Below are 22,968 nucleotides of genomic sequence, written 5' to 3' on the forward strand. Positions count from 1 at the left end.
TGCCAGTCTTGCGCATCCGTCAGCTGCTGTCGAGCGCGCAGGCTGCCTGTTTCGGGGCAACCCGCGCAAACCGTACCACTCACGGCCGGACGGCGGTGACCTCGATCTCGATCAGCCAGCCGGGCGCGACGAGGCCGGCGACCTGCATCACCGAGCGGGCCGGCAGGTTCGGTTGTTCCTTGGTGCCGAAAAACTTGGTGTAGCTGTCCATGAAGCCGGCAAAATCCATCTTGCCGCCCTGTGCCGGATCACCGACGAGGAAGACCTGCATCTTGACCACGTCGCCCATCTTGAGGCCGAGCCCTTCGAGGGTCTTTTCGATCGATTTCAGCACCGATTCCGTCTGCGTTCTGGTGTCGCCATAGGCGGCAAGGCTGCCCTTCTCGGCCTTCTCGTCGATGACCGAGGGCACGGCGCCGCTGACATAGACCGTCGTCTTGCCGGCGGGGACTTCGACGGCCTGGGCGATCGGAAAGTCCGAATTGGGGTTCTTGTGGCGCACCACATCCTCAGCCAGCGCGCTGCCCGAGAGCAACAGGCCGGCCACGAGCGTGGCGGCGCAGATCCGCAGTGTTGTCATGTCTTTCTCCTTTTGCCGCATGAAATGAAGCAGCCAGCAGGATCACCGGCTGCTTCGGTCGCTGGAGCTGGCGCTCCAAACCTGGTGGATCCAGGCCGTCTGGTGGCCAATCCGGCGTCGATCCGTCAGCGTGCCCCGGCGACGTCTTCCGCCGTCACCGGATCCTTGTAGTCGTTGCCGAAATTGGTCCTGACATAGTTGACCACGGCGGCCACCTGGTCGTCGCTCATCATGCTGCCGACGGGCGGCATGCCCTTCTGGCCATGCAGGATGACGTAGACGGGGTAACCGCCTGATTCCAGGTTCTCGTTCTTGGCGAGCGCCGGATATTTGCCGGCGCCGACGGCGCCCTGGCCCTGGTCCATGTGGCAGGCCTGGCAGACATTGGCGTAGAGTTCCTGGCCGGTTTTTTCGGAGAAATTGTCACCATCGCTGAAGGTTGCACCGGCCGAGTCGGCCAGGGCAGCACTCGCCTGGAATGTAGCGAAGATGACGGCGGCGGTGATTTGGCCGGTTAAAAGTTTCGATTGCTGGGTCATGTCGACATGCCTTGCGAAAAATGAGGATGAAGGATGAGCGGCGGCGGCCGTCATCCGGCCACGACGCGCTGGTGCAGCCGAGTGATCGCATCGAGCGACGACAGGATCGCCCCCTCCATCCACGCCGGGATGTAGGAGGCGTGTTCGCCGGCGAGCACGATGCGGCCATCGATCTGGCAAAGATTGTCGTAGTGCTCCTTGCGCGCTTCCTCGGTCCAGTCGCCGGCACAGCCGAGCGTAAACGGTGAGCGGTGCCAGGCCATCGAGATGCCGTTCTCGAACTCGTCCTTGTATTGCGGGTGGATCATCGTTCCGTATTCGACGGCGCGCTTGACGCGCTCCTCCGGCGCCATCGAGGTGAACTCATAGGAATGCGGCCCGTTCCAGGTGTAGGCGCCGAGCAACACGCCCTTGCCGTTGGTGTTGAAGCTGGTGCTCGGATAGGAGATCTGGGTGATCGGCAGGTCGGTGTAGCTGACGCCGCCGAAGATCAGCTCGTCCTGTTCCCAGAAACGCCGCTTGAACTGCAGGCCGACCTTGACCGACGAGGCATAAGGCACGGCTTCGATCGCCGCCTGCATCGGGGCGCCGACATTGATCTCGATCTGGCTGAGAATGGTCAGCGGAATGGTACAGATGCACCAATCGGCCTTCTCCTCGGCCATCGTGCCCGGTTTCTGGACGTCCTCATAGGTGACGGTGACGCCCTTGTCGTCCTGATGGATCTTCGACACCTTGGCATTGTAGGTGATCAGGTCGCCGACCTCCTTGGTGAAGGCCTTGCCGATCATGTCGATGCCGCCAACCGGCTGGAACATCGTCGTCTGGAACTCGTAAAGGGCGAAATTGGCGAGGCTGCCCCACAGGCCCGAGCTCAATATGTCGGTCAGCGCAATCGGATCGCTCGGCACGGGGGCAGCCCCGAGGCCGCCGCCGGGATCCTTGGCGAAACCGCGGAATTCGGAGTTTGCTATGCTCTTGGTGTAGGCATAGTCCTTGTCGAGCGCACCCCAGGAGCGCAGGGCCTCGACCAGCATCTCCTGGTCTTCCTTGGTGACGCCGCCTTCGAGCTTGCCGGTGTGGGCAACCTTGGCGAGCAGTTCGGAGACATGGCCCTGGAAGTCGATCTTGATGTCGCGCACGCGCTGCGGCTTGCCGCCGAACGCCTTGGACGAATGCAGGAAGGCGTTGTGGTTGAGCTGCTGGAACGGCTCCAGCGTGACGCCGAGGCGCCGGCAATAGGCGAGCAGACCGTTGTGGTGATAAGGGATTCGCCACGGGCCGGGATTGATGTAGAGGCCTTCGTCGAAATCGCATTTCTGCGTCGCGCCGCCGAGCTCGGTGTAGGTGTCGCCGCCGCGCAACGTCCAGTTACGCCCGCCCGATCTGTTGTTGTATTCGAGAATCTTGACCTTGTAGCCGGCCTGCCGGAGCTCGAGTGCGGCCGTCATGCCGGCGAGGCCGGCACCCAGGATAAGCACGCTGGCGCCCTTCGGATCGCCCTCCAGTTTCACCGGTCCCTTGTAGCCTGACTCAACCGCGAGACCGAGGCTGGTCATCGCCTGGTACATCGCGGCAGTGCCTGCCGTGAGGCCGATCAACGAGAGCAGGTTTCGCCTGCTCATGCCGCTAAAATATTGGGATGGTTGCATTTTTGAGATCCTCCGGGCGACGGTCCGCCGTGGGCCGCACGTTATCCGGCTGGAGCATCTTGGAACGTGGCTCCAGCTGCGACGGGCAGCCTATGCCCATACCGGGTCGAGTCAACTGGGCCAGACGGGGCGGCGAGGGGCACTGACTTGGGCCACCTGAAAGTCGGCGAAAATTCACGCCATCAACCTCAGGTTGCTGATCTGGTTGCATTCATCTTCCGAGTTCAGTTTTACCAACCGTACAGCTTTTCGTGCTCCCATCGTCGGTGGGCAGGGAAAATACTGCCGGTTTGGGGAGTGTGCGAAGAATGTACAGGGCTCTCTTCTTCATGGTCGCCGCATTGGGCTTTGCTGGCGTTCCAACTCAGGCACTTGCCGATGTTCTTGTCGCGCGGGTCAGTATCGCGACGCAGACCATGACCGTCAGCTTCGACGGGCGGGTGATCCACCAATGGCCAGTTTCGACGGCACGCAGGGGATATGTCACGCCACGCGGCAGCTGGCGGCCGAAGCGCCTGCATCGGATGTGGTATTCGCAGAAATACGACAATTCGCCGATGCCCTATTCGGTGTTCTACAATGGCGGCTATGCCATCCATGGCACGGGTGCGGTCAGGCAACTGGGCCGTCCGGCATCACATGGCTGCGTCCGGCTGCAGACGGCGAATGCCGCGAGGTTCTATTCGCTGGTCAGGGAAGTCGGTGCGAGCAACACGCGGATCGTCGTCACCAACTAGCGTTTGCTGGCGGAAACATACATGCCATTTGCGCCGATATCAGCATTTCTGTTGCAGAATTGCTTCATGCCGCGATGAAAGAGCTTGAACTGAACGGCTCAAGAATTGCTGTCGATCAAGACGGTGCTAATGTGACCGCCAACTGAGTTTCGGGGCGACGTGCCTACGAAAAGGCCGGGGAGTGGGGGCTCCTCGGCCTTTTCATTTCTGGCGTGACTTTAGCCGTCTGGTCTAAGTTGTTGTCTCGGTATAGACAAATTTTGCCGTAGAGAGCCGTTTTCGGGCATTTCCTTTCAGCCGCCGCCTCGCTAGGACTCTTGTTCAGGGAGGCCGCCGGATGAAGTCAGAACCGCATGTAGCGCTTTCGGAACCCGTCTCCGACGAGGTCCGCAAGACCACCTGCTACATGTGCGCTTGCCGCTGTGGCATCGACGTCCATCTCAAGGACGGCAAGGTCCGCTACATAGAGGGCAACCGGGACCATCCGGTCAATCGCGGCGTTCTGTGCGCCAAGGGTTCGGCCGGCATCATGCAGCACTACGCGCCGGCGCGGCTGCGCGCGCCGCTGCTCAGGACCGGGCCGCGCGGCTCGGGTGAGTTCAAGGAGATTTCCTGGGACGATGCGCTGGAGCTGGCGACCGGCTGGCTGGACGGCGTGCGCCATGCCGATCCGAAGAAGCTGGCCTTCTTCACCGGCCGCGACCAGTCGCAGTCGCTGACCGGCTTCTGGGCCCAGCAGTTCGGCACGCCCAACTACGCCGCCCATGGTGGCTTCTGCTCGGTCAACATGGCGGCCGCCGGCATCATGACCATCGGCGGCGCCTTCTGGGAATTCGGCGCGCCCGACTGGGACCGCACCAAGCTGTTCGTGATGTTCGGCGTGGCGGAGGACCACGATTCCAACCCGCTCAAGATCGGCATTTCGAAGCTCAAGAAGCGCGGCGCGCGCTTCGTCTCGGTCAATCCGGTGCGGACCGGCTATTCGGCAGTCGCCGACAACTGGATCGGCATCCGGCCCGGCACCGACGGCCTGCTGATCCTCGCCGTCATACATGAACTGCTGAAAGCGCGGAAAATCGATGTCGACTACATCGTGCGCTATTCCAACGCGACCTGGCTGGTCGTCGATGCGCCCGGAACCGCCGAGCACGGACTTTTCGTCCGCGATGCCGAGGGCAAGCCGCAGATCTTCGAATCCGTCACCGAACAGGTCGTGGCATTGGGCAGCAAAGGCGCGCGGGCCGCACTTTCCGGGCGTGTCGAGCTGCCCGACGGCCGCTTTGCCGTGCCGTCGTTCCAACTCCTCGCCGAAAAATACCTCGACCCGCAATATGCGCCGGAGGCGGTCGCCGCGGAAACCGGCGTCGCCGCCGACGTCATCCGGGGCCTCGCTGCCGAGATCGCGCGCGTCGCCTTCGACGAGGCGATTACGATCGACCAACCCTGGACCGACATGAATGGCGAGCGCCATGAGGCGTTTGTCGGGCGTCCGGTGTCGTTCCATGCCATGCGCGGGCTTTCGGCGCATTCGAACGGCTTCCAGACGGCGCGCGCCCTGCACATGCTGCAGGTGCTGATCGGCGCTGTCGACTGCCCCGGGGCCTTCCGCTTCGAGCCGCCTTATCCCAAGCCGATCGAGGCGCATCCGACGCCGCACGGCAAGGCCGAGCATTTCGGCTCCAACAAGCCTTTGTCCGGCCCGCATCTCGGTTTTCCCCGTGGGCCGGAAGATCTGCTGATCGACGCCGACGGCAAACCGATGCGCATCGACAAGGCGTTTTCCTGGGATGCGCCGATTTCTGCCCATGGGCTGATGCACATGGTGATCGCCAACGCCCATGCCGGCGATCCGTACCCGATCGATCTGATGTTCCTCTACATGGCCAACATGGCGTGGAACTCGTCGATGAACACCGCGGGCGTCATCAGGATGCTCGAGGACAAGGATCCCGCGACGGGCGCCTACCGCATCCCGAAGATCATCTATTCGGACGCCTATTCCTCCGAAATGGTCGCTTATGCCGACCTGGTGCTGCCCGACACGACCTATCTCGAGCGGCACGACTGCATTTCGCTGCTCGACCGGCCAATCTCCGAGCCGGATGCGGTCCAGGACGCCATCCGTTGGCCGGTGGTAGAGCCGGATCGGGATGTGCGCGGCTTCCAGAGCGTGCTGATCGACCTTGGCGCGCGGCTCAAGCTGCCCGGTTTCGTCGACAGCCGCGGCAAGGCGCTCTATGCGGACTATGCCGACTATATCGTGCGCCATGAAAGGCGGCCGGGCATCGGGCCGCTTGCCGGCTTCCGCGGCAGCAATGGCGACCGTGCCGGGCGCGGGGCGATCAACCGTAACCAGCTCGATCGCTACATCGAGAACGGCTCGTTCTTCTCAGCGCATATCCCGCTCGAAGCGCAGTTCTTCAAGCACGCCAACAAGGCCTATCAGGATTTTGCCGTGCGCATGGGCTTCTTCGACGAGCCGAAGCCGGTGACCTTCCAGCTCTACCAGGAATCACTGCAGAAATTCCGGCTCTCGGCCGAAGGCCTGCGTGAACCGGTGGCGCCCGAGACGCATCGTGAGCGCATCCTCGCAACCTTCGATCCGCTGCCGATGTGGTATCGGCCGTTCGAGGAGGCGGCGGTCAGCCGAGAGGACTATCCCTATCATGCCATCACCCAGCGACCGGCGGCGATGTACCATTCCTGGGGCTCGATGAATGCCTGGCTCAGGCAGATCCATACACGGAACCCGCTCTATGTGCCTGGTCCGATCTGCGACGAGATCGGGCTCGTCGATGGCGACTGGGTCTGGGTGATTTCGCATCACGGCCGCATCAAGGTCGAGGTCGCGCGGATGGAAGCGGTCAATTCGAGCACGATCTGGACATGGAATGCGATCGGCAAGCGCGCGGGCGCCTGGGCGCTCGACAAGGATGCACCAGAAGCCAAAAAAGGCTTCCTGATGAATCACTTGATCCATGAACTTCTACCGCCGAAGGGCGACGGGATGCGCTGGTCGAACTCGGATCCGGTGACCGGCCAGGCGGCGTGGTACGATCTGCGCGTGCGCATCGAGAAAGCCGAACCGGCAGAGGTCAGCGAGCCGCATCTTGCCGCCGTCGCGCAACCCGGCGGAGCACGTCCGCATGCTGACGAGCTGCGCTACGGCCAGGAGTGGGCGGAATGACCAGCCTGCCGTCACTGCCGACACCGAAGAAGCTTGGCCTGGTCATCGACCTCGACGTCTGCGTCGGCTGCCATGCCTGCGTCATCAGCTGCAAGGAGTGGAATACCGGCGGCTATGGCGCGGCGCTGTCCGACCAGGACCCGTATGGGGCCGATGTCTCCGGCACCTTCCTCAATCGCATCCACACCTTCGAGGTCGTGCCGGAGGGCGGGCAGGTGATCGGCGAGGCGGGAGAGGCACGCATCGTGCATTTCCCCAAGTCATGTCTGCATTGCGAGGACGCGCCCTGCGTCACCGTCTGTCCGACAGGCGCCTCCTACAAGCGCGCCGAAGACGGCATCGTGCTAGTCGACGAGAGCAAGTGCATCGGCTGTGGCCTGTGCGCCTGGTCCTGCGCCTATGGCGCGCGCGAGATGGATCTGGCCGCCGGGGTGATGAAGAAATGCACGCTCTGCGTCGACCGCATCTACAACGAGACGCTCAAGGAGGTCGACCGGGTGCCGTCCTGTGTCCGGACATGCCCGGCCAATGCCCGGCATTTCGGCGATCTCGGCGATGCCTCATCAGAGGTCTCGCGCATGGTGGCCGAGCGCGGCGGCTACGACCTGATGCCGGAGCAGGGCACGCGCCCGACCAACAAGTACCTGCCGCCACGGCCGCGCAAGCCGCTGGCCGCAAGTGCCGGTTCTGCCGTGCTGGCTGAGAACACCCACGACGCCAAAGGGTTCTTTGCCTGGCTCGACGGCATGCTGGACCGGATCTGAACCATGCATCCCGCCTTCTCCATCATCGTGTTCACCACGCTTTCCGGGCTCGGCTACGGCCTGGCGGCTGTGCTCGGCCTTGGCCTGCTCGACGCCTCGACCCTGTCGGTCAAGCTTGCACACATCGGCGCGCTGGCAATGATCGCAGCCGGCCTGTTGGCGTCGACGCTGCATCTCGGCAACCCGCAACGGGCATGGCGGGCGCTGTCGCAATGGCGCTCGAGCTGGCTGTCGCGCGAAGGCGTGATGGCAATCGCCAGCTTCGTGCCGCTGACTGTTACGGCATGGTTTGCGATCGTCGAGGGGCGTCACCTCGCGGTTGCGGGCCTGGCAGGCACGCTCATGTGTGGCGCCACGGTCTACTGCACGGCGATGATCTACGGTTCGCTGCGCTCGATCCAGGCCTGGAATACAGGGCTAACGCCGCTTTGCTACCTGCTGTTCGCCGCAGCCGGGGGCTTCCTGCTCGCGTCCGTCGCCGGTTATTCATCCGGCAGCCGCGGCCCGGTTTGCGCCGCAATCGCCATCCTGTTTGTCGTGGCGGCGTGGATCTGCAAGCAAAAGTGGTGGACAAGGCTGCGGACACTCGCGCCGTTCTCGACGCCCGAGAGCGCCACCGGGCTTGGCCATATCGGCCATGTCAGGCTGTTCGAGCGGCCGCATGTCAATGAGAACTACCTGACCCGTGAAATGGGCTTCAAGGTCGCGCGCAAGCACGCGCTCAAGCTGTCCAGGCTGGCGATCCTGTCTGGCGGGCTGGCGCCTGTTCTGCTGCTGCTGGTGGCGATCCTTGCCGGCGGGTCGGCCGCCGTGCCGGCTGCCGTGCTGGCCGTGTTCTGCTATGCGCTCGGCCTTGTCGTCGAGCGCTGGCTGTTTTTCGCGGAAGCCCGCCATGCGGTCATGACCTATTACGAGGGATAGCGCTTCAGCTATCGGCCGAGAGCTTGCCCGACTTGTTGACCTTGCGGCGTCGGCCTTCGGTCAAGCCCCAGCGCTTGTGGAACCACATCCACTGGCCCGGATACTCGCGGATCCAGCGCTCGACGGTGTCGTTGAGCATCTGTGTGGTGGCCTGGACATCGACGGCGCCATCGTCGCGGCGCGGCAGTGCCAGCTTATCTTCGATCGTCAGCCTGTAGCGCCCGCCGGGGAGGCGGATGCAATGCGCCGGATAGACGTCGCAGTCATAATGGCGGGCGAGCATGGCGAGCACCGGATTGGTCTCGCATTCGCGGCCGAAGAAGGTCGTCCTGAGGCCGCGCTTGAACTTCTGGTCAACGAGCACGCCGACATTGCCGCCACGGTCGAGAATGCCGGCGAGTGCGAAGGACGCGCCGCGCTGCGAGGCGAGCAGGTCACCCATGTTCGACGCACGTGTCGAGAAGATGTACTCGGCCAGATAGGGGTTGTTTGGCGGGCGGAACAGCGACGTGATCTTCATGCCGAAGGTGGCAGCGGCGATCGGCAGCAGCTCGAAATTGCCGAGATGGCCGGTGAAGACGATGTGGGGCTTGTCCTCGCTGGCGATCTTGAGGAAATGGTCGTTGCCGGTCACTTCGATACGACCGGGCGTCTCGGCCTCCGGATCGTAGTCGAAAATCTGCCCGAGAAAGATGTACTCAGCGCCAAGCCGGCCCATATTGCCCCACATATCCAAGGCAATGGCTTCGATTTCGGCTTCGCTTTTCTCAGGATAGGCGGCGCGCAGGTTGGAGAGTGCCACGCGGTGACGGCCAAACCACGGACCGACGGTGCGGGCGGCGCGGTCGGCGAAGTCGAGCCCCTTGTCGACCGGCAGCAGGCGCAGCAGCTTGAGCGCTACCAGGGCGACCTGCGCCACCAGCCAGTAGTTGAGCATGCGCAGCCGCCCCATGATGCGCATCATTGTGGGGCTTGGGATCTTGCTGGCCTTCCTGCGGGGCAATTCGCTGGCGTCCTCAGTCGATGCGCAGGATGATCTTGCCGAACACGTCGCGACCTTCCATCCGCTTCAGCGCGGTGTCGATGGAAGCAAAGTCGACTTCGGTGTCGATAATCGGCTTGACCAGGCCGGCGGCCATCTTCTGCATGGCGTCGGCCATGTTTTCCATACGACAACCAAAGGAGCCGAGCAGCTTGAGCTGCTGCTGGAACAGCATCATCAGGTTGATTTCGGTCGACACACCCGAGGTCGAACCACAGGTGACGAGGCGGCCGCCGCGCTTGAGGCTGAACATCGAGCCGGCCCAGGTGTCCTTGCCGACATGCTCGAAAACGACGTCGACACCCTTCTTCTTGGTCAGCTTACGGACGACGCCTTCAAAGCGGTCTTCGCGATAGTTGATGACGTGATCGGCGCCGAGCGCCTTGGCCTTCTCGATCTTGTCGTTGGAGCCGACCGTGGTGATGACGGTGCAGCCCATCTTCTTGGCGAGCTGGATCGCGGCCGAACCGATGCCCGAGCCGCCGGCGTGGACCAGGATCGTCTCGCCCGGCTCAAGTCTGGCGTTGTCGAACAGCATGTGCTCGACAGTGCCGAAGGTGACGGGCGCGACCGCGGCACCAACGGCGTCGACACCGGGAGGTGCAGGCACCAGCAGGCGCGCCGGAAGGTTGATCTTTTCCTGGGCGAAACCGTCGAGGTGGAAGCCGTGCACACCCGAGACGTGCTCGCAGAGATTGTCGCGGCCTTCGCGGCAGGGGCGGCAAAGCCCGCAGGTGCGGGCGCCGTAGATCGACACGAGCTGACCGGGCGTAAGTCCGGTGACGCCGGGGCCGACTTCATCGACCTCGCCGGAGGCCTCGGCGCCGATGACCAGCGGCATCTTGCGCTTGGCGAACGCCATGCCGCGCCAGCCCCAGACGTCGATGTGATTCAGGGCGACTGCCTTGATGCGCAAGGTGACTTCGCCGAGGCCGGGAGGGGAAGGCGGGGCGATGTCGACCTGCTCGAGCCGGCGGTCCTCAACGAGCTGCAATGCGCGCATGGTGTCGCTAATCCTTGTCGCTGCGGCGCAGCGCATCGAATTCGATGCGCGCGCGGCGTCGCAGTACCTGATTTCGTGTAGGCGGTCGCTTAGACCGGTTCCCGCGCCATGACAAGGCAGGTGTTCTGACCGCCGAAGCCGAAGGAGTTGGAAAGCACGGTGCGAACCTCGGCCTTCCGCTTCACATTCGGCACCACGTCGAGCTCGATCGACGGGTCGGGATTGTCGTAGTTGATGGTCGGCGGAATGACGCCTTCACGCATGGTCATCAGCGAGAAGGCGGCCTCGATGGCGCCTGCTGCCGACAGCGTGTGGCCGATCATCGACTTGTTCGACGACACCGGAATCTTGCGGATGCGCTCGCCGAACACCGTCGACAGCGACAGATGCTCCATCTTGTCGTTCTCGGGCGTCGAGGTGCCATGCGCATTGACGTAGTCGATCTCGTCTTCGGCGAGGCCGGCATCGGCAAGGGCCGCCTTGACCGCGGCGATCGCCGGCGAGCCGTCGGGCTTGGAGCGGGTGCGGTGGAAGTCGTCGGCCTTTTCGCCGCAGCCCCTGAGGATGCCGAGCACCTCGGCGCCACGGGCAAGCGCGCTTTCCAGCGATTCGAGCACCAGAGCTGCCGAACCTTCGGCCAGCACGAAGCCGTCGCGGTCCTTGGAGAAAGGCTTGGAGGCCTTTTCCGGCACGTCGTTGTTGGTCGACAGCGCCGACAGCAGCGAGAAGCGGATCAGCGCTTCGGCCGTCGCCGAACCGTCCGCGCCGACCGACAATGCGCGGTCGCATTCGCCGCGACGAATGGCCTCGACGCCGAGCTGGATGGCGGTGGCACCCGATGCACAGGCGGTCGAGGTGGTGATCGGCAGGCCGCGCGTGCCGAACCGGTCGGCGAGGCGATCGGCGATCGAGCCGAATTGAGAGGTGTCGAACATGTCGAGCGAGTTCTGGCTGCGCGCCACCTTGAGCAGGCGCTCGGAGGCCGAGCCTTCATCGTCGCCGGCATAGAGCGTGAAGCGGTCGCGCCAGTCGAGCTCGACCGGCGGCGAGGCGAGGAACAGCGGCCCGTCGAAGTCGGCGCCGGCAAAACCGGCCTCCTCGACGGCTTCGAGTGCGGCCGTCTCGGCCAGCTCATAAGTCAGCGCGCTGGCACCCTTGGTGCTCGACGGCAGGAAGTCGACCATGCCTGAAATCTGGGTGTTGAGCAGATCGGTGGGGAAGCGGGTGATCGGATGAATACCCGACTTGCCAGCGGTCAGCGCGGCCCAGTTGTCGGCCTTGCCGACGCCAAGCGAGGTGACGACGCCGATGCCGGTGACGGCGACGACGGGTCTGCCGAGGTGATCCTTCAGATTGGCCATGTTTTGTCCTGACACCCTTCAGCGCGGCGCGGAGACGAGCGCCATGCCTTCAAACTGGTGATAGCCGATCGCCGTTGCGAGAACATTGCGTGGCTGGCCGGAGAAATCTCTTTCGCCCACCTCGAACGCCGGATAGCCGGCGCCACGGTCGACGGCCAGGGCGGCAAGCGCCACCGCGAACGGAAACTGTGCTTCCTTCATGTGGCCGGTCAGCGACGAAAGGGCGCGTGCCGCAATCGCCGGATTGCCGTCGAGTGCCGATTTTTCGGCAGCCGTTGCGGCATGTGCGCCCGATGCACCCGAAATCGCGAGCAGGTCGCCCTCCGGCAACTCGGCTTTGGCCAACAGTTCGGCAATGTTCTCAGCGAGGCCACCATTCCGACGCCTGCTGCGACCGGAAAGGACCGGGCCGAGCTCGGCATAGATCTTCTGGCCGCGTGCTTCGGCATGATCGCGCGATTCAAGCACCAGGAACGCGCCGCCGGAGCCGGTGATGACGCCGCCGCCTTCCGAGCCCTGGCGCTGCCATACCGGCTTCCACGGGCCGCGATGGAGATAACCGGCCAGTTCGTAGCCAAGCAGCATGTCGGAATGTTCGGTCTGGAAGGCGCCGCCGACCAGCACATGCGTCGACTGGCCCGAGCGGATGCGGGCCGCTGCCGTCTCGATCGCCGAAACGCCGGCACCTTCCTCGCCCATGAAGGTGCGCGAAGAGCCGGTGACCTTGTGGACGATCGAGATGTTGCCGGCGAGCAGGTTGGAAAGCTGGGCCAGAAACAGCGTCGGGCGGAGTTCCGTCGTCAGCTTCTCATTGATCAGCACATCGCGGTCGGCGCGATTTTCGGATGCTGCAAGCACGCGGGCGTCGACCGCTTCGTCGCGTTCGCCGCCACCTGCAGCCACCACCATGTCCATGGTCGCGCTGAGTTCGTCATTGCCCTTGATGCCGGCATCATCCAGCGCCATGCCGGCCGTATAGGTGCCAAGCCGCTGCCAGGTTTCCATCTGGCGCTGGTCGCCGCGCTTGGCGATCTGCAGGCCCCAGTCGATCTCGGGAAGCGGATGGATGGCATAGGGCTGGAAGCGCTCGGCGTCGATCACCGGGGCGGTGCCCGCTGTTGTCAGCTTGTCCCAGTGGGCTGCACCGCCTTCTCCGAGCGAGGAGACGAGGCCGATGCCTGTGATGACGACGTTGCGATTGGCCATGGGCGGCTTCAGCGTGCTCAGGCGTTCTTCGCAGCGACGAGCGCGTCGATCTTGGCGCAGAGGTTCTTCATGACGAAGTACTCGTCAGTCGAAGCCTTGCCATCGTTGACTTCCTGCGTCCACTTCTCGAGCGGCACCTTGATGCCGAATTCCTTGTCGATCGCAAAGACAATGTCGAGGAAGTCGAGGCTGTCGATGCCCAGGTCGTCGATGGTGTGGCTCTCGGGCGTGATGGTGTCGATGTCGATCTCGCTGGTCTCGGCAATGATCTTGGCGACTTTGTCGAAGGTCGTGGACACGGTTTTTCCTTTGGTGAGGGCGATCATGAACCCGGGACAGATTCTACGCGCATAGTTTTGAGGGGCTGTCTAATCGGTTTTTCCGGACAGGAAAAGGCCAAATCCTGCGCTTTCGTTAAGGCGTCCGGCCCCGAACGCAAGGGAAGGCAGGCCGCCTGAAGCTCTAGAAGACGATGCGGCCAAGCACATGCAGCTTTTCTCCTTGCAGGCCGACGATCAGCGCTTCGCCTTCGCGTGCGGCCGCACCGGTCAATGCCTGGATGTTCTCGAGATGGGTAACGAGCACGATGTTGTCGGAGCCGGAATAGTTGCGGATGATGTCCAGCACGGCGGCGACGTCGGCCTCGCGGGTGGCATCCGTCGGCTTGTCGAGGGCCGCAGTCGGCTCGACCTTGCGGTCGTCGAAGGCGAGGCGGGCGGTTTCCAGCGTCCGGCAATAGCGGCTGGCCAGGATGCGCTCGACCGGCGCGGCGCGGGCGTCGAACAGCGCGCCGATCTTGCGCGCCTGCTGGCGGCCGCGGTCGGACAGGTTGAGCTGGGAGGCGCATTTCTCGATGTCGAAATTGGGCGGCTCGACCGTGCCGGTTGTCATGGCGTTGCGCAGCAGCACGACATGGCCGCCATTTCGCAGCAGCGCCCAGCCGGCTTCCGTGGCCTGGGCGGGCAGGGCGCCGAGCAACAGCATGATCGCAATGATGAATCTGAGCATGAGTGATCCCGAACAGGCGATGCGGATATAGGGAGGCCAAAGTGGATTGAAAGGCAAGGTGACGCCAAATACCGTGCGCCGACTGCTGAACTCGTGTCGTGCCTTGATCGAACGTGACCGCGGGGCAATGCTCGGATAAGCCGATTCCCATTTGCCGAGTGCCGATGTCACCTCTCGTAGAAACCGTGCTCTTCGTCTTCGGCCTGGTGGCGCTGGGCTATCTCGCGGGTGCCAGCGGCTATCTGCGCAGCGAAACCGGGGACGCGCTTTCCGAGTTCGCCATCGGCGTGGCGCTGCCGCTCTTGCTGTTTAGGACCATGATTGGCGCCGATTTCCACGGTTCGGCGCCCTGGTTGCTATGGGCGACCTATTTCATTGCGGTTACGGTCGCCTGGACAGCGGGACATCTGGTGACGACGCGCATGTTCGGCCGCGACGGGCAGGCCGGCGTGGTCGGCGGCGTGTCCTCGGCCTTTTCCAATCTCGTGCTGCTCGGCATTCCCTTCATGCTCGGCGTCTTCGGCCAGGAGGGGTTCGAGATCCTGTCGCTGATCGTCTCGGTGCACCTGCCGACCATGATGATGGCGTCGATCATCCTGTTCGAAATATTCGGGCCACGACGCAGCGAGCCGATGCATCCTGTTGTGATCATTCGTGATTTCCTGCGCAAGATCCTGACCAATCCGCTGATCGTCGGCATCGTGGCCGGGCTTGCCTGGCGGGCGACCGGGGTGCCATTGCCGGGCCTTGCCACCCGCTTTGTCGACGCGCTTGCCAACATCGCCGGGCCGGTCGCATTGTTTGCGATGGGGCTCGGGCTCAAGAAGTTCGGCATTTCGGGCAACATCAAGCCGGCATTGGCGCTGTCGGTGCTCAAGCTGATGCTGATGCCGGCCGTAGCGTTGCTGTTTGCCTGGCTGTTCGGTCTGCCGCCCTTGTCGGCGAAGGTGGCCGTGGCGGCAGCCAGCCTGCCTTCGGGCGTCAATTCCTATCTCATCGCCACGCAGTTCGGCACCGGCCAGGCCCTGGCCTCCAACCAGATGACGATCGCCACCGCCTGTGCCGTGGTCACGACCGCATTCTGGCTGACGATTGCGACGATGGTCTTCGGGTAGATGGGCGGTGTTCGGGTAGAAGGGCAGCCGGGTATGCGGTTAGGCTGGACCAACGCATCTGTGCCATAATGCGGTTGATCGCCGACCCGGCGGCACGCTACTAAACTGCCTGGCGCATCGGGCCGTCAGCTATCCCGGACGCGCGCTTTTCGACGATTTTCAGAGTAGCCTGCGTCGCAACGGACGCCATTTCAGGAGGTGAAGCCATGCTTCAGAAAACCAGTCATTTCATGCGGCAGGCCAATCTCATCAACGGCGAATGGGTCCAGGCCGATTCCGGCAAGACCATCGACGTCACCAATCCGGCGACGGGTCTCAAGATCGGCACCGTGCCGCGTTCGGGTGCGGCCGAGACGCGTCGCGCCATCGAAGCGGCCAACGAGGCGTTCAAGACCTTCCGCAAGACCTCGGCGCTCGAGCGCTCGAAGCTGCTGCGCAAGCTGCACGACGCCATCATGGACAATCAGGACGCGCTGGCCGAACTGCTCACCATCGAGCAGGGCAAGTCGCTGACCGAAGCCAAGGGCGAGATCGGCTCGTCGGCCGCCTATGTGCTGTGGTTTGCCGAAGAGGCGCGCCGCACCTATGGCGACGTCGTGCCATCGCCTTGGGCGGATCGCCGTGTCCTCGTCACGAAGGAACCGGTGGGCGTCATTGCTGCCATCACGCCGTGGAATTTCCCGTCCTCTATGCTGTCGCGCAAGCTTGGACCGGCCCTTGCCGCGGGCTGCACCGCCGTGGTCAAGCCGGCGTCGCAGACGCCCTATTCGGGCCTGGCCTGGGGTGCGCTGTGCGAGGAAGTCGGCTTCCCCAAGGGCGTGGTCAACGTCCTGACGGGGTCGGCCGGCGAGATCGGCGACGAAATCTGCGCCAACCCGCTGGTCAAGAAGATCACATTCACCGGCTCGACCGAAGTCGGCAAGATGCTGATCGCCAAGTCGGCCTCGACGGTGAAGAAGGTTTCGATGGAACTGGGCGGCAACGCGCCGTTCCTGGTCTTCGATGACGCCGACATCGATCGTGCCGTCGAAGGCGCGATCACCGCAAAATTCCGCAATTCCGGCCAGACCTGTGTCTGCACCAACCGCTTCTTCGTGCAGGCCGGCATCTACGACAGGTTCGTGGCCAAGCTGGCCGAGGCGTCCAGCAAGCTCAAGGTCGGCTCGGGTCTCGACGCCGGCGTGCAGCAGGGCCCGCTGATCGACGAAAAGGCCGTCGAAAAGGTCGAGGAATTCATCGCCGACGCCACCGCCAAGGGCGGCAAGGTGGTTGCCGGCGGCAAGCGCCACGCGCTCGGCGGCTCGTTCTTCGAGCCGACGGTCATTTCGGGCGCGACGCCTGCCATGCTGTTCATGAAGGACGAGATCTTCGGCCCGGTCGCTCCGGTCTTCAAATTCGAGACCGAAGAGGAGGCGATTGCGCTCGCCAATGACACCGAGTTCGGCCTCGCCAGCTACTTCTACACCGGCGATCTCGGTCGTGCCTTCCGGGTCATGGAAGGGCTGAAATACGGCATGGTCGGGGTCAATGAAGGCCTTATCACCACGCCGGAAGCGCCGTTCGGCGGCGTCAAGGAGTCCGGCCTCGGCCGCGAAGGCGGGCATCAGGGCATCGAGGACTATCTCGACACCAAATATGTCTGCATCGGCGGGCTGGGCCTCTAACTGGCTCCGGATCCATCTGGCCGCTGGAATGATCGAACGCGCGCTCCGAAGGGCGCGCGCGTTTTCTCTTGGATCTTTGACAGGAAGAATCCGGAAATCGGCATAACGTGCTGCAATCGTTATGTTCGGCTGGTTCTGTTTCGGTGTCGCGTTTGGAATGGCCAAGTGCTCGAGAACGGGCCATCTTGCGGTGCCGCTAATCTGATGTCGCCGGGAAAGCGCGCTGTCGGAAAAACGTTGTCGGCAGGCGGGAGGAACAGGAATGACTTCAGCGTGGCGCATGGTCGTCGGGGCGTTCGGGCTGGTGGCGCTGGCCATCGGCTTTCTTTCGGTCGTTTTCCTGACAGCGCCTGCGGCGCCGGGGCCCGACCTCGCGCGTTCCAAGAATTCGGCCAAGGGCCTCTATGCATTGTCCATCGCGCCAGAGGCCGGTGAGCCCAGGCAAGGCGAGCTGCATGCGTGGGTGGTGACGGTGAAGACGCGGCAAGGGGCGCCGGTGGAGGGGGCTGCGATCAGCGTCGGCGGCGGCATGCCCGAGCATGCGCATGGCCTGCCGACGAGCCCTGAAGCGACGGCCTATCTCGGCGATGGCCGCTACCGCATCGAAGGGATGAAGTTTTCCATGCCCGGCTGGTGGCAGCTGAAACTTGGCGTCAGCGCGCCTGCCGGCACCGACGAAGCCACATTCAACCTGGTGCTGTGAGGCGATGGCGGGCGGCCTGCTCACCAATCTGATCGCCGCTGCGACGATAACGGCAGCGCTGGCAGGCTGCAGCGAAGCCGATTTCACCGACGCCGAAAAGCGCACCATCGTATCGATGTCGCTGTCGGCACTTGCCCCCCTGGCGTCGGATCCGACCAACAGCTTCGCCGACGATCCCGGGGCTGCAGCACTTGGTGCAACGCTGTTCTTCGACACCGGCATGAGCCGCGACGGCAATGTCGCCTGCGGCACCTGCCACAAGATCGACAGACAGTTCCAGGACGACCTGCCGCGCGGTGTCGGAGTCGGCGAGACAAATCGAAGGACCATGCCGCTGGCCGGCGTGGCGCGCGATCCGTTCTTTTTCTGGGACGGCCGGCGCGACAGCCTGTGGTCACAGGCGCTGGTGCCGCTGGAAAATGTGCTCGAGCATGCCGGCACGCGCACCGCCTATGCGCATTATCTCAAGCGCCGCTTCGGCGAGCGCTACGAACGCATTTTCCGGCCTCTGCCCGACCTGTCGACATTGCCGGCCAGTGCCGGGCCGTTCGGCACGCCGGCGGAGAAGGCCGCCTGGGCCGGGATGAGCGATGCGCAGCGCGAGGGTGTCGACCGCATCTTTTCCGACATCGGCAAGGCCATCGCTGCCTTCGAGCGCTCGCTGGTCCACGGCAAGACCCGCTTCGACCGCTTCGCCGATGCCGTGGCGCAGGGACGGGCGCCGTCCGCGGAAGACGCTCTGTCGGCCGAGGAACGGCAAGGCCTCAGGCTTTTCATCGGCAAGGCCAATTGCTCGACCTGCCATACCGGGCCACGTTTCACCGACAATCACTTCCACAACACCGCTGTGCCGCCGGTCGCCGGATTGCCCGCCGATCGTGGACGCATCGCAGTTGTCGACGAGGTTCTGGCCGATCCGTTCAATTGCGTGGGAAAATTTCGCGACGGCGGCGAGGAGGCCTGCGGTGAGCTGCGCTTCATGCAGAAGAGTTCGCCCGAGCTCGTCCGCGCCTACAAGACCCCATCGCTGCGCAATGTCGCCGGGCGTCCGCCCTATATGCATGCGGGGCAGTTCGCCACTTTGGAGCAGGTCGTGAACCACTACGCGACAGCGCCGAAATCGGTAGAAGGCGAGAGCGAGATACATGCCGTGGCGCTGTCCGAGGGGGAGCGGGCGGCACTCGTGGCGTTCCTGAAGACGCTCAGTGACTAGTCAGCGGTCCTTGACCGTTTCCATGGCAACGAAGGTCGATGTCTGGGCGACATGGGGCAGGGCCGATATGCGCTCGCCGAGCACGCGCCTGTAGGCAGCGATGTCGCGAGTTCGCACCTTGAGCAGATAGTCGAAGCTTGCCGCCATCATGTGGCACTGCTCGATCTCGCGCACCGCATGCACGGCGCGGTTAAAATCGTCGAGGGCAGCCGAGCGGGTGTCGGACAGCTTGACCTGGACAAATGCGACGTGGCCTTCGCCCATGCGTTCGCTGTCGATGACCGCCTGGTAGCCCCGGATGAAGCCCTCTTTCTCCAGCCGCTTGACGCGCGCCTGTACGGGGGTCTTGGAAAGTCCCACTTTTGTGGCAAGCTCTGCCATCGACAAGCGGCCGTCGCGCGAAAGGGCGAACATGATGTTGCGGTCGATGCGGTCCAATTGGTCTTCAGGCATGAAAGTAGCGGCTCGTTTGGCGAATGAATTGCGCCAACACTAGGCGTTTTGGTCTGCAGAGTCGAATTGTTTGGACCGGCTGGTTTCACGACGATGTGGTAGTTTTCGACCAAATGCCGGGAGCGATGGTTCGCCCGGCGCAGCCGCAACAGCTCTACAGGATCGCCATGCCCGCGCTCGACGCCATCCGCCAGGAAATCCGCGCCAACTATCTCCCCGACGAAGCCGCCGCTGTGAAGCGGCTGGCAGCTCTCGCCAACCTTTCCCAGGACGACCGCAAGGCGATCTCGGCCCGTGCCGCCGATCTCGTGCGTGCCGTGCGCGGCTCGACCGATCCCAGGCTGATGGAGGTTTTCCTCTCTGCCTACGGCTTGTCGACCAAGGAAGGCGTGGCGTTGATGTGTCTGGCCGAGGCGCTGCTGCGCGTGCCCGACACCGAGACGATGGACGACCTGATCAAGGACAAGATCGCGCCGCATGACTGGTCGTCGCATTCGGGCGGTTCTAGCTCGATCTTCGTCAATGCGTCGACATGGGCGCTGATGCTGACCGGTCGCGTGCTCGACGAAGGCGAGGGTTCGATCGAGCGCACCTTGCGCTCCATGGTCCGCCGCCTCGGCGAGCCGGTGATCCGCACCGCGGTCGCGGCTGCCATGCGCGAGATGGGCGAACAATTCGTCCTCGGCCGCACCATCACCGAGGCCGTCAAGCGCGGCCGCTCGATGATCCAGAAGGGCTATCTCTATTCTTTCGACATGCTGGGCGAGGCCGCCCGCACCGAGACCGACGCGCTGCGGTACCACCGCGCTTATGCCGAGGCGATCTCGTCGCTCGACAATGGCACCAACGGCCCCGACATCCGCTACAATCACGGCATTTCGGTCAAGCTGTCGGCGCTGCATCCGCGCTACGAGGTCTCGCACAAGGACGAGATGCTGCCTGTCATGACCGAGCGCCTGCTGTCGCTGTGCCTCGCCGCCAAGCATGCGCGCATGGGCCTCAACATCGATGCCGAGGAAGCTGACCGGCTCGACCTGTCGCTCGACGTCATTGCGGGCGTGCTGGCCAGTCCGCAGCTCGAAGGCTGGAATGGTTTCGGCGTCGTCGTCCAGGCCTACGGCCCGCGCACGGCCTTTGTCATCGACTGGCTCTATGCGCTCGCCAACAAGCTCGACCGCAACATCATGGTGCGCCTGGTCAAGGGCGCCTATTGGGACACCGAGATCAAGCGCGCCCAGACGATGGGTTTGCCGGGCTATCCGGTGTTCACCCGCAAGGCCAACACCGACGTCTCCTACATGGCCTGCGCCCGCAAGCTGTTGTCGATGACGGACCGCATCTACCCGCAATTCGCCACCCACAACGCCCACACCGTCGCCGCCATCCTGTCGATGGCCACGGACCGCACCTCATTCGAGTTCCAGCGCCTGCACGGCATGGGCGAGGCGCTGCACGAGACGGTGCGCAAGGCAGAGGGCACGCGCTGCCGCATCTATGCGCCGGTCGGTGCGCATTCCGACCTGCTTGCCTATCTGGTCCGCCGCCTGCTGGAGAACGGTGCCAACTCGTCCTTCGTCCACCAGCTGACCGACGAGGACGTCGCCCCCGAGGACATCGCCCGCGACCCGCTCGACACGGTGGAGACGCAAGGGACGGCATCCAATCCGTCGATCCCGACGCCTTCGGCGATCTTCGGCGCTGGCCGCATCAACGCCAAGGGCTGGGACATCACCGACCCGGTGACGCTGGCAGCGCTTGACAAGGCCAAGGCGGAATTCAAGGGGCCGGACCGCTGGAGCGCCAAGCCGGTTACCCGCGCCGCCGGCTACGGCGCGTCGCGCAAGGTGACCAATCCGGCCAAGCCCGACGACATCGTCGGCACGGTGACCGAGGCTGCGGCCAAGCAGGTGCCGACGGCAGTGCGTTTTGCCATCGAGGCACAGCCGGCCTGGGCGAAGAAGCCCGTTGCCGAACGCGCTGCCATCCTGCGCCGCACAGCCGATCTCTACGAGGCCAATGCCGCCGAGTTCTTTGCGCTCGCCACACGCGAGGCCGGCAAGTCGCTGTCGGACGGCGTCGCCGAGGTCCGCGAGGCGGTCGACTTCCTGCGCTACTACGCTGCCGAGGCTGAGAAGACCGAGGCCGGCACCGAGGCGCGCGGTGCCATCGTCTGCATCTCGCCGTGGAATTTCCCGCTCGCCATCTTCACCGGCCAGATCGCGGCGGCCCTGGTCACCGGCAATTCGGTCATTGCCAAGCCGGCCGAGCAGACGCCGCTGATTGCCGCGCGTGCGGTGGCCCTGATGCGCGAGGCCGGCGTGCCGGAAGACGTGATCCAGCTCCTGCCGGGAGACGGCCCAACCGTCGGCGCACCGCTGACGGCCGATCCGCGCATCGCCGGTGTCTGCTTCACCGGCTCGACGGACGTTGCCAAGCTGATCGAAAAGCAGCTGGCCGAGACCGCGGCGCCCGACGCGATGCTGATCGCAGAGACCGGCGGCCTCAACGCGATGGTCGTCGATTCCACCGCATTGCCCGAGCAGGCGATCCGCGACGCGCTGGCCTCGTCGTTCCAGAGTGCTGGCCAGCGCTGCTCGGCCTTGCGCGTGCTCTACGTCCAGACCGATGTCGAAAAGAAGATGGTCGAGATGCTGAAAGGCGCGATGGATGCCTTGACCATCGGCGATCCGTGGCAGTTGTCGACCGACGTTGGCCCGGTCATCGACGAAGAAGCGCAGAGCTCGATCCGCGACTACTGCGCTGCGATGGAAGCCAAGGGCAAGCTGATCGCCAAGCTCGACGCGCCGGCCGATGGCCGCTTCGTCGCGCCGCATGTCTTCAAGGTCAAAGGCATCGAGGAGATGGAGCGCGAGGTCTTCGGACCGGTGCTGCATGTCGCGACCTTCGAGGCCGATGAGATCGACGACATCATTTCGGCGATCAACCGCAAGGGTTACGGCCTGACCTTCGGCCTGCACACCCGCATCGAGGGCCGCGTCCAGCACATGGTCGACGGCATCCACGCCGGCAACATCTATGTCAACCGCAACCAGATCGGCGCCGTCGTCGGCTCGCAGCCTTTTGGCGGCGAGGGGCTGTCGGGGACCGGGCCCAAGGCCGGCGGACCGCACTATCTCCGTCGTTTCCGCAAGTCGCCCGAGGCGGGCGCGGTGCTGCCGGAAGGTCGCAAGGTCACGGCGACCGAGCTGGTCGACAATCTCGTCGATACCGGCGAGTGGGCGACGCGGACCGATCGCATCGCTGTGCTGCGCAAGCATCTGCGCGGCAAGGGCGCTCAGGCCATCGCGGCAGCGGCGAGCATCGACTTCGGCCAGGTCGACCTGCCCGGACCGACGGGCGAGGCGAACACGCTGTCGCTCAACCCGCGCGGGCGCGTTCTGTGCCTTGGCCCTGACGCTGAGACCCTGCTTGCCCAGGCGATCCAGGCGCTGGCCGCCGGCAATGCGGTCTTGGCCGTTGCGCCCGGTGCGCCGGCCGCCGTCCATGCCCTGATGGGCAAGGATCTGCCGATCGCCGCGATCGACGGTCGCCCCGACCCGGTGGAAGCGCGCGCATTGGCCGTCGATGTCGTGGCTTATTCGGGCACGGAAGAGAGCATGCGCATCGTCCGCAAGGTCATCGCCGAGCGCAAGGGGCCGATCGTTCCGCTGATCAGCGAGGTGATCTATCCGGCGGCTTACGCCCATGAACGCGCTGTCTGCGTCGACACCACGGCCGCCGGCGGCAACGCCAGCCTGCTGGCCTCGGCCTAAAGCCGAGCAGGATCACGCTCGCACAATACGAAAGGGGCAGGCGTGGG

At 64.2% G+C, this 22,968-nt stretch carries 19 protein-coding genes; 9 read left to right on the forward strand and 10 right to left on the reverse strand.

Annotated features, from left to right (window positions below; all coding sequences use genetic code 11):
- Positions 1 to 79: 79 nt before the first annotated feature.
- The 3 genes from H5P29_RS15950 to H5P29_RS15960 form a co-directional block, all read right to left on the reverse strand.
- On the reverse strand, positions 80 to 580 hold the full coding sequence (locus H5P29_RS15950; RefSeq protein ID WP_067966382.1) for a RidA family protein: 501 nt from the start codon (positions 578 to 580) through the stop codon (positions 80 to 82).
- Between the two features lie 125 nt (positions 581 to 705).
- The gene (locus H5P29_RS15955) at positions 706 to 1,119 is read right to left on the reverse strand and encodes a cytochrome c (RefSeq protein WP_246340539.1); all 414 of its coding nucleotides are present in this window, start codon (positions 1,117 to 1,119) and stop codon (positions 706 to 708) included.
- A gap of 50 nt (positions 1,120 to 1,169) precedes the next feature.
- On the reverse strand, positions 1,170 to 2,771 hold the full coding sequence (locus H5P29_RS15960) for a flavin monoamine oxidase family protein (RefSeq protein WP_246340537.1): 1,602 nt from the start codon (positions 2,769 to 2,771) through the stop codon (positions 1,170 to 1,172).
- A gap of 308 nt (positions 2,772 to 3,079) precedes the next feature.
- Between H5P29_RS15960 and H5P29_RS15965 the strand changes: the two genes are divergently transcribed.
- The 4 genes from H5P29_RS15965 (at position 3,080) to H5P29_RS15980 (ending at position 8,380) form a co-directional block, all read left to right on the forward strand.
- The gene (locus tag H5P29_RS15965) at positions 3,080 to 3,508 is read left to right on the forward strand and encodes a L,D-transpeptidase (RefSeq protein WP_083948557.1); all 429 of its coding nucleotides are present in this window, start codon (positions 3,080 to 3,082) and stop codon (positions 3,506 to 3,508) included.
- Positions 3,509 to 3,845: 337 nt separating this feature from the next.
- Entirely contained in the window at positions 3,846 to 6,695 is a 2,850-nt protein-coding gene (locus H5P29_RS15970) for a molybdopterin oxidoreductase family protein (RefSeq protein ID WP_067961069.1), read from the forward strand.
- Positions 6,692 to 7,459, forward strand: a complete 768-nt coding sequence (locus H5P29_RS15975; protein WP_154383932.1) for a 4Fe-4S dicluster domain-containing protein — start codon at positions 6,692 to 6,694, stop codon at positions 7,457 to 7,459. The genes H5P29_RS15970 and H5P29_RS15975 overlap by 4 nt, the downstream gene beginning before the upstream one ends.
- Before the next feature lie 3 nt (positions 7,460 to 7,462).
- Positions 7,463 to 8,380 carry a DmsC/YnfH family molybdoenzyme membrane anchor subunit gene (locus tag H5P29_RS15980; RefSeq protein ID WP_154383933.1) on the forward strand — a complete coding sequence of 306 codons (918 nt, stop codon included), beginning with the start codon at positions 7,463 to 7,465 and terminating at the stop codon, positions 8,378 to 8,380.
- Between the two features lie 4 nt (positions 8,381 to 8,384).
- On the opposite strand, the gene H5P29_RS15985 is transcribed toward H5P29_RS15980, so the two are convergent.
- The 6 genes from H5P29_RS15985 to H5P29_RS16010 all read right to left on the reverse strand — a co-directional run bounded on the left by H5P29_RS15985 (position 8,385) and on the right by H5P29_RS16010 (position 14,000).
- A complete protein-coding gene (locus H5P29_RS15985) occupies positions 8,385 to 9,344 on the reverse strand; it encodes a lipid A biosynthesis lauroyl acyltransferase (RefSeq protein ID WP_154383934.1) in 960 nt (319 codons plus the stop codon).
- A 52-nt stretch (positions 9,345 to 9,396) separates the two neighbouring features.
- Entirely contained in the window at positions 9,397 to 10,425 is a 1,029-nt protein-coding gene (locus H5P29_RS15990) for a zinc-binding dehydrogenase (RefSeq protein ID WP_154383935.1), read from the reverse strand.
- A gap of 89 nt (positions 10,426 to 10,514) precedes the next feature.
- On the reverse strand, positions 10,515 to 11,786 hold the full coding sequence (locus H5P29_RS15995) for a beta-ketoacyl-ACP synthase (protein ID WP_154383936.1): 1,272 nt from the start codon (positions 11,784 to 11,786) through the stop codon (positions 10,515 to 10,517).
- Positions 11,787 to 11,804: 18 nt separating this feature from the next.
- Positions 11,805 to 12,992 carry a beta-ketoacyl-ACP synthase gene (locus H5P29_RS16000; RefSeq protein ID WP_154383937.1) on the reverse strand — a complete coding sequence of 396 codons (1,188 nt, stop codon included), beginning with the start codon at positions 12,990 to 12,992 and terminating at the stop codon, positions 11,805 to 11,807.
- Between the two features lie 17 nt (positions 12,993 to 13,009).
- Positions 13,010 to 13,318, reverse strand: coding sequence for an acyl carrier protein (locus H5P29_RS16005; protein WP_154383938.1), 309 nt, complete (start codon positions 13,316 to 13,318; stop codon positions 13,010 to 13,012).
- Positions 13,319 to 13,454: 136 nt separating this feature from the next.
- A complete protein-coding gene (locus tag H5P29_RS16010) occupies positions 13,455 to 14,000 on the reverse strand; it encodes a histidine phosphatase family protein (protein ID WP_154383939.1) in 546 nt (181 codons plus the stop codon).
- Positions 14,001 to 14,164: 164 nt separating this feature from the next.
- Here H5P29_RS16010 and H5P29_RS16015 point away from each other — a divergent pair, with 164 nt between their 5' ends.
- The 4 genes from H5P29_RS16015 to H5P29_RS16030 all read left to right on the forward strand — a co-directional run bounded on the left by H5P29_RS16015 (position 14,165) and on the right by H5P29_RS16030 (position 18,695).
- Complete coding sequence (locus tag H5P29_RS16015) at positions 14,165 to 15,115, forward strand: AEC family transporter (protein WP_154383940.1); 951 nt, start codon at positions 14,165 to 14,167, stop codon at positions 15,113 to 15,115.
- A gap of 206 nt (positions 15,116 to 15,321) precedes the next feature.
- On the forward strand, positions 15,322 to 16,779 hold the full coding sequence (locus H5P29_RS16020; protein WP_154383941.1) for an NAD-dependent succinate-semialdehyde dehydrogenase: 1,458 nt from the start codon (positions 15,322 to 15,324) through the stop codon (positions 16,777 to 16,779).
- A 262-nt stretch (positions 16,780 to 17,041) separates the two neighbouring features.
- Positions 17,042 to 17,482 (forward strand): FixH family protein, encoded by a 441-nt coding sequence (locus tag H5P29_RS16025; protein ID WP_182573389.1) that lies wholly within the window; start codon positions 17,042 to 17,044, stop codon positions 17,480 to 17,482.
- A gap of 4 nt (positions 17,483 to 17,486) precedes the next feature.
- A complete protein-coding gene (locus H5P29_RS16030; protein WP_154383942.1) occupies positions 17,487 to 18,695 on the forward strand; it encodes a cytochrome-c peroxidase in 1,209 nt (402 codons plus the stop codon).
- On the opposite strand, the gene H5P29_RS16035 is transcribed toward H5P29_RS16030, so the two are convergent.
- Positions 18,696 to 19,148, reverse strand: coding sequence for an Lrp/AsnC ligand binding domain-containing protein (locus H5P29_RS16035; protein ID WP_067961104.1), 453 nt, complete (start codon positions 19,146 to 19,148; stop codon positions 18,696 to 18,698).
- A gap of 167 nt (positions 19,149 to 19,315) precedes the next feature.
- Here H5P29_RS16035 and putA point away from each other — a divergent pair, with 167 nt between their 5' ends.
- A complete protein-coding gene (gene putA / locus H5P29_RS16040; RefSeq protein ID WP_154384217.1) occupies positions 19,316 to 22,921 on the forward strand; it encodes a bifunctional proline dehydrogenase/L-glutamate gamma-semialdehyde dehydrogenase PutA in 3,606 nt (1,201 codons plus the stop codon).
- Positions 22,922 to 22,968 lie beyond the last annotated feature (47 nt).

It is taken from the genome of Aminobacter sp. MDW-2 (genome assembly GCF_014250155.1).
Classification (GTDB): Bacteria; Pseudomonadota; Alphaproteobacteria; order Rhizobiales; family Rhizobiaceae; genus Aminobacter; species Aminobacter ciceronei.

What these genes read in the sequence shown, in the direction of transcription:
- H5P29_RS15950 (WP_067966382.1), bottom strand. Translation starts at nt 580, where the DNA reads ATGACAACACTGCGGATCTGCGCCGCCACGCTCGTGGCCGGCCTGTTG.
- H5P29_RS15955 (WP_246340539.1), bottom strand. Translation starts at nt 1,119, where the DNA reads ATGACCCAGCAATCGAAACTTTTAACCGGCCAAATCACCGCCGCCGTC.
- H5P29_RS15960 (WP_246340537.1), bottom strand. Translation starts at nt 2,771, where the DNA reads ATGCAACCATCCCAATATTTTAGCGGCATGAGCAGGCGAAACCTGCTC.
- H5P29_RS15965 (WP_083948557.1), top strand. Translation starts at nt 3,080, where the DNA reads ATGTACAGGGCTCTCTTCTTCATGGTCGCCGCATTGGGCTTTGCTGGC.
- H5P29_RS15970 (WP_067961069.1), top strand. Translation starts at nt 3,846, where the DNA reads ATGAAGTCAGAACCGCATGTAGCGCTTTCGGAACCCGTCTCCGACGAG.
- H5P29_RS15975 (WP_154383932.1), top strand. Translation starts at nt 6,692, where the DNA reads ATGACCAGCCTGCCGTCACTGCCGACACCGAAGAAGCTTGGCCTGGTC.
- H5P29_RS15980 (WP_154383933.1), top strand. Translation starts at nt 7,463, where the DNA reads ATGCATCCCGCCTTCTCCATCATCGTGTTCACCACGCTTTCCGGGCTC.
- H5P29_RS15985 (WP_154383934.1), bottom strand. Translation starts at nt 9,344, where the DNA reads ATGATGCGCATCATGGGGCGGCTGCGCATGCTCAACTACTGGCTGGTG.
- H5P29_RS15990 (WP_154383935.1), bottom strand. Translation starts at nt 10,425, where the DNA reads ATGCGCGCATTGCAGCTCGTTGAGGACCGCCGGCTCGAGCAGGTCGAC.
- H5P29_RS15995 (WP_154383936.1), bottom strand. Translation starts at nt 11,786, where the DNA reads ATGGCCAATCTGAAGGATCACCTCGGCAGACCCGTCGTCGCCGTCACC.
- H5P29_RS16000 (WP_154383937.1), bottom strand. Translation starts at nt 12,992, where the DNA reads ATGGCCAATCGCAACGTCGTCATCACAGGCATCGGCCTCGTCTCCTCG.
- H5P29_RS16005 (WP_154383938.1), bottom strand. Translation starts at nt 13,318, where the DNA reads ATGATCGCCCTCACCAAAGGAAAAACCGTGTCCACGACCTTCGACAAA.
- H5P29_RS16010 (WP_154383939.1), bottom strand. Translation starts at nt 14,000, where the DNA reads ATGCTCAGATTCATCATTGCGATCATGCTGTTGCTCGGCGCCCTGCCC.
- H5P29_RS16015 (WP_154383940.1), top strand. Translation starts at nt 14,165, where the DNA reads ATGTCACCTCTCGTAGAAACCGTGCTCTTCGTCTTCGGCCTGGTGGCG.
- H5P29_RS16020 (WP_154383941.1), top strand. Translation starts at nt 15,322, where the DNA reads ATGCTTCAGAAAACCAGTCATTTCATGCGGCAGGCCAATCTCATCAAC.
- H5P29_RS16025 (WP_182573389.1), top strand. Translation starts at nt 17,042, where the DNA reads ATGACTTCAGCGTGGCGCATGGTCGTCGGGGCGTTCGGGCTGGTGGCG.
- H5P29_RS16030 (WP_154383942.1), top strand. Translation starts at nt 17,487, where the DNA reads ATGGCGGGCGGCCTGCTCACCAATCTGATCGCCGCTGCGACGATAACG.
- H5P29_RS16035 (WP_067961104.1), bottom strand. Translation starts at nt 19,148, where the DNA reads ATGCCTGAAGACCAATTGGACCGCATCGACCGCAACATCATGTTCGCC.
- putA (WP_154384217.1), top strand. Translation starts at nt 19,316, where the DNA reads ATGCCCGCGCTCGACGCCATCCGCCAGGAAATCCGCGCCAACTATCTC.